This is a genomic window from Clostridium sp. AF37-5 (assembly GCF_003477605.1).
In the GTDB taxonomy this organism is placed as follows: Bacteria; Bacillota; Clostridia; order Lachnospirales; family Lachnospiraceae; genus Eubacterium_F.
The window spans coordinates 62,226-75,076 of sequence record NZ_QUDR01000004.1 but is presented as its reverse complement, the minus strand read 5'-3'; the positions used below and the strand labels follow the sequence as shown (position 1 = coordinate 75,076).

Here is a 12,851-nt window from a genome sequence, read left to right as displayed (position 1 = left end):
TATGACAAATCAAGATTACATGAAACGTGCCTTGGAACTTGCAAAAAAAGCGATGGGATATACTTCCCCGAATCCGATGGTCGGCTGCGTGGTTGTGAAGGATGGCAGGATTGTCACCGAAGGATATCATGAGCGGTGCGGCGAATATCATGCAGAGCGCAACGCCCTCACAAAATGCAGCGAAGATTTAACAGGAGCCACAATGTATGTGACGTTAGAGCCGTGTTGTCATCAGGGAAAGACGCCTCCGTGTACGGATATTATATTGGAGCGTGGCATTGGAAAAGTATATGTTGGCTCGATGGACCCGAATCCGAAAGTGGCAGGAAAAGGTGTACAGATTTTAAGAGACCATGGCGTAGAAGTAGAGACCGGTCTTTTAGAAGAAGAGTGCCTTTCGTTAAATGAAATATTTTTTCATTATATTACAACAAAAATGCCTTATGTGGCGATGAAGTATGCGATGACGTTAGATGGTAAAATTGCTTCGTTTTCCGGCGATTCCAAATGGGTGACCGGAGAAAAGGCGAGAGAACATACACATTTTTTGCGAAAAAAATACCGCGGAATTTTAGTGGGAATCGGAACCGTGCTTGCGGATGATCCGATGCTCAACTGCCGCATTGAAAATGGTGTGGACCCGGTTCGGATTGTATGTGATTCGCATTTGCAGATTCCACTTGAGTGCCAGCTTGTGAAAACGGCAAAGGATATCGAAACGATTGTCTGCTATGCCGAAGAAAATGAGGAAAAGCAAAAAGCACTTATGGAGGTGGGTGTTCAGTTAATTAAGGCTGAAAAAGATGGACAAGTGGATTTGGAAAAGCTGATGATGGAATTAGGCAGTATGGAAATTGACAGTGTTTTAGTAGAAGGTGGCGGCGCCATCCATGGTTCCTTTTTGACATCCGGTTTGGTGCAGAAAGTTTACTGCTATATTGCGCCGAAGATGATTGGCGGCAAAGATGCATTATCGCCGGTTTTGGGAAAAGGAATTGAAAAAATGAGTGACGCCGTGGAAATTACGGATGTTACGGTACAAAACTTTGGCAGTGACATCTGTGTGAGTGGCCATGTGAAGCAAAAAAAGGAGGGATAAGCGGTGTTTACAGGAATTGTAGAAGAGATGGGAACTATTCAGAAAATTGAACGGGGAAGCCAGTCGGCGGTCTTATCAATTCGCTGTGAAAAAGTGTTAGAGGGCACGCAGATTGGTGACAGTATTGCTGTGAACGGCGTGTGTCTGACCGTGACAGGCCTGCGAAGTGATGGTTACAATGCCGATGTGATGGCGGAGACGATGAACCGGAGTTCCCTCGGTTTACTGCAGCCGGGAAGCCGTGTGAATTTAGAGCGTGCGATGCCGGCGGATGGACGGTTTGGCGGACATATTGTAGCAGGACATGTGGACGGGACCGGAACTATTGTCAAAATAGAAAAGGACGAAACGGCGGTGTGGTACCGAATTGAGGCGGCACCGGAAGTGCTTCGCTACATTGTAGAAAAAGGCTCTATCACAATTGATGGAATCAGTCTTACCGTGGCGACAGTTTCCGATACGGATTTTCAGGTGTCAATTATTCCGCACACTCAGGCAAATACGGTGCTTTCTGACCGGAAAACCGGTGATGTGGTAAATCTGGAAACAGACATTATTGGAAAGTATGTGGAAAAACTTTTGCAGCCGCAAAAAACTCCTGAAAAAGAAAGTAAGATTACGTTAGAATTTTTAGCAGAAAACGGATTTTAATACAGAAAGGAACGAGAATAATGGCAGGATTTGCAACGATTGATGAGGCATTACAGGATTTAAGAGATGGGAAATTAATTTTAGTGATTGATGACCCGGACCGTGAAAATGAAGGCGATTTAATTTGTGCCGCAGAATTTGCTACGACAGAAAATGTAAATGCGATGGCAAGTCTGGCAAAAGGATTAATCTGTATGCCGATGAGTAAAGAGATGACGAAAAAACTGGGACTTGACCAGATGGTAGCGGTGAATACGGATAACCATTCAACGGCATTTACCGTTTCGATTGACCATGTGGACACAACGACCGGTATTTCTGCGGTAGAGCGTTCGCTGACGGCAATGAAGTGTGTCGAAGATGACGTGAAACCGGAAGATTTTCGAAGACCGGGACACATGTTCCCTCTTGAAGCAAGAGAAGGCGGCGTGTTAAAGCGTGCCGGACACACAGAGGCAACGGTGGATTTGATGCGGTTAGCCGGTCTGAAAGAGTGTGGTCTTTGCTGTGAGATTATGCGTGAGGATGGTACGATGATGCGTACAACTGAACTTTTAGAATTTGCCAAAGAGCATAATCTTCATGTAATTACAATCGAGGATTTAATTAAGAAACGTTTGGAAAAAGAAAGTCTTGTAAAAAAAGAAGCCGAGGCAAAACTTCCAACGAAATATGGAAATTTCCGGATTCACGGATATCAGAATATTACAAACGGTGAGCATCATGTAGCCCTTACGATGGGGGATGTGTCGGACGGTGAACCGGTGCTTTGCCGTGTTCATTCAGAATGTCTGACCGGTGATGTATTTGGCTCCTGCCGCTGTGACTGCGGCGAGCAGTTAGAAAGTGCCATGCGCATGATTGCCAAGGAAGGCAGAGGAATTCTTCTTTATATGAGACAGGAAGGCAGAGGAATCGGCCTTTTGAACAAATTGAAAGCTTATGAACTGCAGGAGCAGGGGTATGATACGGTAGAGGCAAATGTAAAATTGGGATTTGCTCCGGACCTTAGAGAGTATGGAATCGGTGCCCAGATTTTATATGATTTGGGCGTAAAAAAACTTCGTCTTTTGACGAATAACCCGACTAAAATTGCAGGACTTGCCGGCTATGGAATTGAAATTGTGGAGCGTGTTCCGATTGAAATTGCACCAAAGCCGGAGGATTATAAGTACCTTGTGACAAAGCAGGAAAAAATGCAGCATATGACGCACTATGATGTAACACGTGCGAAAAAAGATAAATAAAAGAAAGTGAGGAAATGAAAATGAAAACATTAGAAGGAAACGTAATTGGAAAAGGACTCAAAGTTGGTATTGTGGCAGCAAGATTTAACGAGTTTATTGTAAACAAACTGATTGGCGGTGCAGAGGATGCCTTAGTACGTCATGGCGTGGATACAAATGATGTGGAACTTGCTTATGTGCCTGGCGCATTTGAAATTCCGATTGTTGCACAGAAGATGGCAGCAAGTGGAAAATATGATGCAGTAATCTGCCTTGGTGCCGTAATCAAAGGTTCAACTTCTCATTATGATTATGTCTGCGCAGAGGTAAGCAAAGGAGTTGCAACCGTTGGTTTAAATACCGGAGTACCGACTCTGTTTGGTGTATTGACAACCGATAATATTGAGCAGGCAATTGAGCGTGCCGGTACAAAAGCAGGAAATAAAGGATATGATGTTGCATGTTCTGCCATTGAGATGGTAAACTTAATGAAAGAGTTATAAAAAGAAATAACAAAAGGGGGCAGCAGGGGTGATGGATTTTCATCAGATTAAGTCGAACATGGAGAAGGTAATCGTTGGAAAGTCTGAGACGATTGATTTGGTTCTTACGGCACTTTTAGCAGGTGGTCATATTCTGCTTGAGGATGTGCCGGGAACCGGAAAGACGATGCTTGCAAAAGCGTTAGCAGCATCACTTTCACTGGATTTTCAGAGAATCCAGTTTACACCGGATTTACTTCCGGGGGATGTGACGGGAATCCACTTTTTTAATCAGAAAAATTCAGAATTTGAATTTCGTCCGGGTGGCATTTTCACGAATATTCTGCTGGCAGATGAGATTAACCGCGCGACGCCGCGTACGCAATCAAGTCTGTTAGAGAGTATGGAGGAACATCAGGCAACGATTGACGGTGTCACCATGGAATTACCGGACCCGTTTTTTGTAATTGCGACGCAGAATCCGGTAGAATCTTCCGGTACATTTCCACTTCCGGAAGCACAGCTTGACCGGTTTATCATGCAGATTCCGATGGGATATCCAAACCGCGAAGGCGAGAGAGAAATTCTGCATCGGTTTGCAGCAGATAATCCGCTATTGACACTTGAGCCTGTCTGCACAAAAGAAGAACTGGCGACGATGCGGAAACAGTGCGAAGAGGTTTATGCGGCACCCGTGATTGAGGATTATATTTTAGACCTTGTGGAAGCTACCCGTAAGCATAATAACATTGCACTCGGCGTCAGTCCGCGTGGGGCACTTGTATTTTTGCGTGCAGCAAAATGTTATTCGGCATTAAAGGGCGAGCATTTTGTGACACCGGAGACAGTGAAGTATCTGGCGCCATTTGTACTTTCACACCGGCTGATTTTGGAAGACGTGTACAGTACAAATAAAAAAGCGTCCGATTACATTGAGGAAATTACGCATTTTGTAACAGCACCGACGGAGGATTTTGCTAAGTGATAATCATGTTATTTCTTGCCCTTGTGCTGTTTATCGTTTATTTCATTCATACGTTTCATTACAGCAGACATTGGATGGAAAACTTTGAAGTGACACTTGCCTTTTCGGAGGAACAGGCAGGAGAGGGCGATACGTTGTTTTTATATGAAACAGCAGTGAATAAGAAAAAAATGGGTCTGCCGATTATGTGTGTGAAGTATTTAGCCTCCCGCTTTTTGCAGTTTGAGGGGGCGGAGAGCGGAACGGTTTCAGACCATTTTTACCGGAATGATGTCATGAGTGTGGATGGCTTTGAGAAAGTGCGCCGAAAATTAAAGTTTACCTGCAAAAAACGTGGGTTTTATCAGATTCAGGAGGCAGAACTAGTCAGTTATGATTTGTTCTGCCGTCATACGTTTGTCCAAAAAATTCCGGTGGAAGTTTCGCTTTTGGTATACCCGTCCCGTATGGACATTCGAAAATTGATGCCGGTGTTCCGGCACATGACAGGTTCGTGTAAAACGAATGTGCCATTGTTTGAAGACCCGTTCTTAAGTGGTGGTGTCCGAGAGTATACGCCGGAAGATTCGATGCGTAAAATCCACTGGAAGGCGTCGGCGAGAATGGGTAATTGGCAGGTAAAAACAGCGGAATATACGGCTTCTACTCCTGTCGTAATCCTGCTCAATTTGGAATCGCCCGGTGTTTTTATCTCCGTTGATTTGATGGAAGAGAGTATTCGTCTTGCGTATTCCTTTGTTTATTATTTAAGCAAAGAAGGTGTAGAAACAAAGTTAGTTATTTCCGGTGATGAGAAATATTGTATGGAAGGAACCGGAAGAACCCAGATTGCGGCGGCGCGTCGTGCCCTGGCACTGATTTCTTATGAGCACCCACTTAGCAAAGGGGAAGATTTTGTGATAAGAGAGTGCGAAAAAATCCGCAGGGAGCAGCACGTGATTCTCATTTCTGCGGCAGGAAAAAAGCCAATGCAAAAGGCAGTTTCTGATATGCTGCACCGGAACGAATCTTTGACGTGGATTGCTCCAACGTTTTCCGAGTATGGGGAGGATAATGAATTTCGGGAGATACCTCCGTCAATTGCAAAATGTCTTGTGAAATGGAGGGGGATGTAGTGAAAATCCGTAAGCGGTGCCGTTTTTTGGCATTTCTTTATTATGAGTTGTTAATTCTTGGAGTGTTTACCTCTTTGGTTCATTGGTTTGATGCCGGTGATGTGTATTCTTATGGGCGTTTTGTCTTTTTTGTTTTTGTGCCAATATTATTTTACCGGCATTTTTATCAGAAAGAAAAGCGGGAGGAAAGAAAAGTTGCGTCCTGTCATGTGGGGGCACTTGTGTTAGCCGGACTCTTTATGATGCCGGGAACTATTTTAGAGGCGGCCGATGATAGTTTCTGGCTGTGCAGTATTTTCTATCTGGCAGCGATTGTTGTTGGATTTGCCGGTGAATACTGGCGTGGGCAGTATCTTGTAGTAGGTTGCAATCCAAGTGTTTCTAAGGAAACGAAACGCCGCATAAATGTGAATCGCAAAAAGGACTGGATTCCTTTCTATGCCGCGGGAATTCTTACGGTTTTGCTTTTATTTGTGGCGGCAGGATATAAACCGGAATGGAATTTTGAAAACGATTTAAAAGAAAAGGCTGCGGTAGAGGAAATAAAAGAGAAGGAAGAGCCGGCAGTGGGACCGGAAAGCCAGTCAAGAGAGACTGTGGTACGGCAGCAGCAGGAAGAGCAAAAGGGTAATTTCTGGCTTACACTACTGCGGTATACTGTATTGATTGTACTGATTGTGGCGGTAGTTATTCTGGCTGCTTATGGCATTTTTAAATTGATTTGTTATCTGGTATTTCACCGCAAAAAGCCTTCCTATGAATTTGTGGAACAGGTGACCATTACAAAAGAGGATGAGGAACATATACGGCTTGTACCGGTGGCAAAACGGGAAAAGAAGTTCCCGGCAGGTAACGATGGATTTGTCCGAAAGGCGTTTTACAAACAGATTCAAGCCGGTGCACAAAAGAATTCGGTTCCATGCTCACAGACGCCGCAGGAACTAAAGGAGACTTATTTATCCGGGGAAAAGGCGGATGAATATTTGACTCAATTATATGAAAAGGCAAGATATGCGAAAGAGTCGGTTGAGACAGAAGAAATTCGCAAATTACATGAATTGGAGGAACAGAAATGGAAGAAAAATGGAAAAAAGTAAATCCGGTGCTTCCGTTGGATTATCCGGACCCGGATGTAATTCGGGTAGACGACACGTATTATATGGTAAGTACCACGATGCATTTTATGCCGGGATGTGTGATTCTGCGCTCCTATAATCTGGCGGACTGGGAAATTTATTCTTATGTGTATGAGACACTTGAACTTACGGATCAAGAGTGCTTAAAGAATGGAAAAAATGCTTATGGACAAGGAATGTGGGCTGCCACACTCCGCTATGAAAAAGGTATGTTTTATCTGATCTTTGTTGCCAATGACACGGGAAAAACGTATTTGTTCCGCGCACCGGACTTAAAAGGTCCATGGCAGAAAAATGAAATCGAGGGCTTTTACCATGACTGCTCGCTTTTGTTTGATGAGGGACGTGCTTTCCTTGCCTACGGAAACCGCCAGATTTATGTGATGGAATTGAATGAAGAAATGACGGCGCCGAAGGAGGGCGGTTTACATAAACTTTTGGTTGAGGACCCGGATGAAGTGTATCTTGGTTATGAGGGAACCCATTGGTACAAAATCAATGGGAAATATTATTTGTTTTTTATCCATTACCGTAAGGGGGATAATACGAGACGTTCACAGGCTTGTTATGTAAGTGATTCGCTCGCAGGTCCTTATACCGGTGGAGAAGTGCTTGATACCGACGGCGGTTACTGCAATCAGGGAGTTGCCCAGGGAGGAATTGTGAGCACAACAAGTGGAAAATGGTATGCTATGCTGTTTCGTGACAGCGGTGCCGTGGGAAGACTGCCGGTTCTTGTTCCGGTTCATTTTGAAAATGATTTTCCGGTATTTGGCGTAGATGGAAAAGTAGAAGATAAACTGCTTTTAGAGGATACAAAACCGGCTCACAAATATGCACCTTTATATGGAGATGAAGATTTTTCTTCTCTTCATAATTACTGGCAGTGGAATCATGTGCCGGATGACAGCAGGTGGAAACTTTTGAATCACCGGTTGATTTTGCAGACCGGAAAAATATGCAATAATGTAACACAGGCACCAAATACGCTGACTCAGAGGATGCCGTATCCGGGAGGTGTTGTAACAGTAACCGTAGATGGTTCGGCGTTATCCGATGGAGATATAGCGGGACTTTGTATGCTGCAAAGTGACTATGCATTAGCCGGAATTACGAAGGAAAATGGAAAATATTTTCTTGTGAAACTGGCAAAAGACGGTGTGGCAGATGGACAGATGAACTCGAAAGAAGATGACAGTCTGCCGGCAGTACAGGAGAAAATTCCGCTTTCTTCTGCCAAAGTTACACTTCGTGTGAAAATTGATTTTACAAGAATGAAAGATACGGCAGTGTTTGAGTGGAAGCAGGATGGTAATTGGCAGATTCTTGCAGAGCCATTTTCTCTGTATTTTAAGCTGGATCATTTTTGTGGTGTGCGTCCGGGACTGTTCTGTTATGCGACGAAAGAGCATGGAGGCCAGGCAGCATTTTCGGATTTCACAATGAGAAAGGAAGAGACTGATGAATAAAAAAGAGGGCATTAAGTTATGTGAATCCGAGCTTAAGGTGATGGAACTTTTGTGGGAGGAGGGCGAACTCCGCGCGGGTGAAATTGTTCCGATTTTATCGGCACGCGTTGGCTGGAACCGCAATACGACTTATACAATTATTAAAAAGTGTGTGGAAAAGGGGGCCATAAGGCGGATTGAACCAAAGTTTGTCTGCCAGCCGCTAGTGACGAAGGAACAGACGCAGGTTTATGAAATAAATGCTTTGGCAGAGCGGCTGTTTGATGGGAGCTTGGAAGAGTTACAGAGGGTTGTGGAGGAAATCATGTAAGGCGGCGTTTGTGTAATGGATTATTGAAATATTACTTGATATGTGTTAATATATGACATATACTGCATGGTAAATTTTGTAAACGTAATTTACCAATTTGTTTTGACGATAGAACGTAAATCAAATGAAGTAAAAATAGGAGGAATCATTATGAAGAGAAAAACTAAACGTCTGCTGGCAGGATTACTTGCACTGGTAATGGTGCTATCTCTGTGCGAGATTACGCTGGGACAATCCACACCGGCTAAGGCAGCAGTTAGTTTACAAAACCCAACTATCGATGGAAATGGTGTAACAACATGGGATTGTATCTATTTTGGAAACTACTGGCAGAATGATACAAATGGCGATGGAAAAGCTGACCAGAATGACCAAAAAGAACCAATTAAATGGCGTGTCCTTTCCGTAAATGGAAATGATGCCTTTTTACTGGCAGACCAAAACTTGGATACTAAACCGTATAATGAGGAATATACGGATGTGACATGGGCAACTTGTACCCTTCGCACGTGGTTGAATGATACATTTTTAAATACGGCATTTACATCAGCAGAACAGGCTGCAATAAAGAACACAACAGTTGTGAACGAGGATAATTCACACTATGGAACAGAAGGTGGAGCAAATACCATAGATAAAGTGTATCTTTTGTCCATTGCAGAAGCATGTAATACTGCTTATGGATTTAATAATGGCGTGTTTATTACCAAAAGTGAAACAAGAGAAGCAAAAAATACAGCATATGCAAAAGAATGCGGAGCACACACGTACAAGGGGAAGAACGGCTGGTGGAACGGCTGGTGGTTGCTGCGGTCGACGGGCCGTAGTAGTCGTCATGCGTCCAGTGTGGATGATGGTGGCTGCGGCTATTACGAGGGTTTTTATGTCTACTATGATGGTTATGCGGTTCGGCCCGCTTTGCATTTAAATCTTTCTTCTTCTAATCTTTGGAGATATGCAGGAAAAGTTACCTCGGAAGGGGGAGGTGGTTCGTCACAGGCAACACCAACACCTACGCCGACATCAAAACCTACTCCAACGCCTGTTATCAGCAATGAAGACAAAAAATACATTACCAACATTGAGAAGTCTCTGCCTGATTTTTCAAACCTTGGCTCAGCTGAATTAAAAGGACCGGAAATCAGTATTGGGAACAATACATTCAATATTTTTAAACAAAAGATGTCGATGGATTTATCCTTTTTCGATGCTGCTAACATGACGGTGAATATTGATGCCAAGAATAAGACAGCAGAAGTATTGTTAGGAATTAAGTCAAATAATAGAGCCACTGTGAAAAAGGATCCAAATGACACCTATTGGCGTAAATCGTATCAGGAAGTAAAATCACTGGTTAAATCCTGTGGTGGAAAAGTTAATACGACGAAATTATGGAATCAGTTTTCAAAACTTCGAGGAAAGTTAAAGAAAGTAAACGGAAGTGCGGCATTTCATGTGAATGGTAATGCGGTAGGTTATGTAAAACTAAAATTAGATGATAATGGCAGTGTAATCGGTTTTGAAGAAGGTGGTATGACGGCGGCACTGGAAGCCGGCGGAAGTGTAAAGGTGCCGCTTTGGTGGATTGTATATTCGGAATTTGGTGTTTCCGGAAGTGTCGATGGAAAAATCTGCCTTACGATGAATCCGCAAAAAGTCATTACACCAAGTGGAGAGTTAAATCTTGCAATCAAGCCGCATATTGCCTTGGGCGCGGACGCTGTAGTCATTGATATAAAAGGTGGTATTGAGGGAGAAATTGGTGGAAAAGCCTCTTTTCCATGGAAGAGTTTTTCAAATTCTGTGTCGGCTTATCTGACCGGAAAACTATATATTCAGGCAGATACGACAGTGCCGGGATTGTCAGGATATAAAGACTGGAAGTTTTCCCGATTGGAGTTGTATCCAAACTTAGGCAAGACGACAAAAAGTATCAGCAAAATGACATATAAGAGAAGTACACCTGTGACTCAAAAAGAGATTCAATCGGTTAAACAGAGTCAAAATTTGCTGGATTCGGCACAAGAATCGCTTGTTTATGAAAATGCAAAGCCGGCGATAACGACATTTGCGGACGGAACGGCACTTATGACTTATTTGGACGATACCGAGGAAAATTCCGGCGGTCAGACAACACTGATGTACCGTTTGTATCAGAATGGTGCATGGAGTGATGGCAAACCGGTTGACAAGACGGGACGGCTGGATACGGCAGCACAGATGGTTTCTCACAATGGATTTACTTATGTGATGTACGAAAACAGTGATGTGGCAATCACGGAAGATATGTCCGAGGAGGAAATCCTGCAGCACTTGGCATTAAAAGTTGCAAGATATAATGAAGAAAGTCAAACTTTCGATAAGGTTGTTACATTGCGTGAAGCAGGAAAAAATTGGAGTTATAAATACCAGTTTGTGTCAGACGGAACAGATTTGTATGCCGTTTGGGGCGAAAATTCTTCTGGTGATGCATTGTTGGAAGAAGGTAAGACAAAGATTTATCGAAGCAAATTGACTGAGGACGGTTGGTCTGCTCCGGAAGAATTATACCGTACCGATGATACCATCAGTGACTTTGCGTATGGTTATGTTGGAGACGAATTTTCACTGGCTATGGTTCAGGGAGAGAACCTTTTGGTAAATGGTGAAACAATCGCAACTGCGGATACCGGAATGCAGGCAGTAAAATGCTTCGATGGAAAGATTTACTTTATTCAGGACGGAACGCTTATGCGCTATGCCGGTGGGGAGACACAAGATTTGCACATCGCATGTGGTTCATCTTACGATGTGTATGAAGATGCTGTTTATTGGATTGGGCAGGATAATTTTAATAGCGAAATTTATAAACAAAAGATAGGAGAGGAATCCGTTGCTGTTGCGCTTACCGAAGATGGGGGCTATGTCAGTGGTTTTGCACTCTTAAAAAATAGTGAAGAACCGGGAGTTGTTTATACAGAGCAGGAAGTGGATACTTCAAAAGAAAATCCATATGGTGCGACGGTATTAAAATATAAATATGAGACCAAACGGAGTCAGGCGGAGGTTACCAATATTGCTTATGATGTTCTAAGTTTTGGTACGGATAAAGAAAATCCGATTTTGCTTACTGTATCAAACACCGGTACAACCGATTTGAATCATGTGAAAATTACAGTAAAAGATGCTTCCGGTAATGTATTGTATGAGGGGCCGTTCGTAGACAAACTAGCTGCTGGTATGCAAAGTGAGCAGGAGATACTGATTTCTGTTCCGGCAGACTTTACTACTTCGGATATTACGGCTTCCGTTACATCGGATGAAACATTCGAACAGCAGTTGACAGCGAAACAAACGATTGAAACGACAACAAGTGATCTTGCTGTTACAGCGAAAAATAATGATTTAATAACAGTAACCAATAATGGTGGTAATGAGGCAGAAAATGTATCTTTTGTTGTTAAAGATGGTGGGGAAAACGGTAATGTAATACATACAGAAACATTGAAAACATTATCTTCTGGACAATCGAAAGATATTTCACTTGTGGAGATATGGAACAAAGCTACAAGAAATGACATATCCGGAACGAAGATATTGTATTTGGAGGTAGAACAGGAAGAAACGGAATATGAGCTTTGGAATAATAGCATTGTGCTGGAAAAGGAAGTGGCACCGGTTGCCACACCAACGCCAACACCGATAGTAACGCCAACTGCTGTGCCAACGAAACAACCGACGGCGACGCCAACAGTCAAGCCGACTGTTGGTCCAACTGTAATTCCAACTTTAAAGCCGACTATAGCACCAACGGTAACACCTTCGGTTACGCCGGATAACTCGGATAAGATATCAGGTAAGAAAACATTATCAAAGGTTATTTTGCGAGTGCCAAAGAATAAAAAAGGCAGAAAACTTGTTGTTCGCTGGAATGCAGTTAAAGATGTCAAAGGCTACCAGCTTCAGTATGCCCTAAACAAAAAGTTCAAAAAGAAAAAGAGCGTACAGACAAAGAAAACCAAGTACACCATTAAGAAACTGAAAAAGAAGAAAACGTATTACATTCGTGTTCGTGCCTATAAAATGAATGGCAAGAAAAAGGTGTACGGTAAGTGGAGCACGGTGAAAAAAGTTAAGATAAAGAAGTAATATAAGACGGGTTTTGAAAAAAACTTTGAGCGTAGAACGCCCCTCCTATTGGGGGTGTCGTTTTGCGCTCTTTTTATATGCTGGAATTTGGCTTGTTTGGCACGATTTAGGCCTTTTTTTAGGGGGTGTAAGTCGCTTGACGATTGTAAGTAAATATATTGACTTTGTAATGCAACTGTGCTAGTATATATACAAACAAGGGTGGGGCGAAGATGTTCTCCTTGTAGTGATAAAAAAATTGACTAATTAA

10 protein-coding genes are annotated in these 12,851 nt (G+C 43.0%); all 10 read left to right on the top strand.

All coding sequences use genetic code 11. The annotated features are described in order from the left end of the window. Nucleotide 1 precedes the first annotated feature (1 nt). The 10 genes from ribD (at nt 2) to DW019_RS03875 (ending at nt 12,601) form a co-directional block, all read left to right on the top strand. Complete coding sequence (gene ribD, locus DW019_RS03920) at nt 2-1,099, top strand: bifunctional diaminohydroxyphosphoribosylaminopyrimidine deaminase/5-amino-6-(5-phosphoribosylamino)uracil reductase RibD (protein ID WP_118442582.1); 1,098 nt, start codon at nt 2-4, stop codon at nt 1,097-1,099. A 3-nt stretch (nt 1,100-1,102) separates the two neighbouring features. Further along, nucleotides 1,103-1,750 (top strand): riboflavin synthase, encoded by a 648-nt coding sequence (locus tag DW019_RS03915; protein WP_118442581.1) that lies wholly within the window; start codon nt 1,103-1,105, stop codon nt 1,748-1,750. A 20-nt stretch (nt 1,751-1,770) separates the two neighbouring features. Next, complete coding sequence (locus tag DW019_RS03910; protein ID WP_022377026.1) at nt 1,771-2,997, top strand: bifunctional 3,4-dihydroxy-2-butanone-4-phosphate synthase/GTP cyclohydrolase II; 1,227 nt, start codon at nt 1,771-1,773, stop codon at nt 2,995-2,997. A 20-nt stretch (nt 2,998-3,017) separates the two neighbouring features. Further along, on the top strand, nt 3,018-3,479 hold the full coding sequence (gene ribE, locus DW019_RS03905) for a 6,7-dimethyl-8-ribityllumazine synthase (RefSeq protein WP_118442580.1): 462 nt from the start codon (nt 3,018-3,020) through the stop codon (nt 3,477-3,479). 31 nt (nt 3,480-3,510) lie between these two features. Continuing rightward, entirely contained in the window at nt 3,511-4,443 is a 933-nt protein-coding gene (locus tag DW019_RS03900; protein ID WP_118442579.1) for a MoxR family ATPase, read from the top strand. A 5-nt stretch (nt 4,444-4,448) separates the two neighbouring features. Beyond that, nucleotides 4,449-5,558 (top strand): DUF58 domain-containing protein, encoded by a 1,110-nt coding sequence (locus tag DW019_RS03895; RefSeq protein ID WP_243024095.1) that lies wholly within the window; start codon nt 4,449-4,451, stop codon nt 5,556-5,558. Then, nucleotides 5,558-6,655 (top strand): hypothetical protein, encoded by a 1,098-nt coding sequence (locus DW019_RS03890; protein WP_118442577.1) that lies wholly within the window; start codon nt 5,558-5,560, stop codon nt 6,653-6,655. The genes DW019_RS03895 and DW019_RS03890 overlap by 1 nt, the downstream gene beginning before the upstream one ends. Continuing rightward, entirely contained in the window at nt 6,631-8,163 is a 1,533-nt protein-coding gene (locus DW019_RS03885) for a glycoside hydrolase 43 family protein (protein WP_118442576.1), read from the top strand. The genes DW019_RS03890 and DW019_RS03885 overlap by 25 nt, the downstream gene beginning before the upstream one ends. Next, nucleotides 8,156-8,473, top strand: coding sequence for a BlaI/MecI/CopY family transcriptional regulator (locus tag DW019_RS03880; protein ID WP_118442575.1), 318 nt, complete (start codon nt 8,156-8,158; stop codon nt 8,471-8,473). Before DW019_RS03885 ends, DW019_RS03880 begins: the two co-directional genes overlap by 8 nt. A gap of 150 nt (nt 8,474-8,623) precedes the next feature. Next, nucleotides 8,624-12,601 (top strand): DUF6273 domain-containing protein, encoded by a 3,978-nt coding sequence (locus DW019_RS03875; RefSeq protein WP_118442574.1) that lies wholly within the window; start codon nt 8,624-8,626, stop codon nt 12,599-12,601. Nucleotides 12,602-12,851: the final 250 nt, after the last annotated feature.

What these genes read in the sequence shown, in the direction of transcription:
- DW019_RS03875 (WP_118442574.1), top strand. Translation starts at nt 8,624, where the DNA reads ATGAAGAGAAAAACTAAACGTCTGCTGGCAGGATTACTTGCACTGGTA.
- DW019_RS03880 (WP_118442575.1), top strand. Translation starts at nt 8,156, where the DNA reads ATGAATAAAAAAGAGGGCATTAAGTTATGTGAATCCGAGCTTAAGGTG.
- DW019_RS03885 (WP_118442576.1), top strand. Translation starts at nt 6,631, where the DNA reads ATGGAAGAAAAATGGAAAAAAGTAAATCCGGTGCTTCCGTTGGATTAT.
- ribD (WP_118442582.1), top strand. Translation starts at nt 2, where the DNA reads ATGACAAATCAAGATTACATGAAACGTGCCTTGGAACTTGCAAAAAAA.
- DW019_RS03910 (WP_022377026.1), top strand. Translation starts at nt 1,771, where the DNA reads ATGGCAGGATTTGCAACGATTGATGAGGCATTACAGGATTTAAGAGAT.
- DW019_RS03895 (WP_243024095.1), top strand. Translation starts at nt 4,449, where the DNA reads ATGTTATTTCTTGCCCTTGTGCTGTTTATCGTTTATTTCATTCATACG.
- ribE (WP_118442580.1), top strand. Translation starts at nt 3,018, where the DNA reads ATGAAAACATTAGAAGGAAACGTAATTGGAAAAGGACTCAAAGTTGGT.
- DW019_RS03900 (WP_118442579.1), top strand. Translation starts at nt 3,511, where the DNA reads ATGGATTTTCATCAGATTAAGTCGAACATGGAGAAGGTAATCGTTGGA.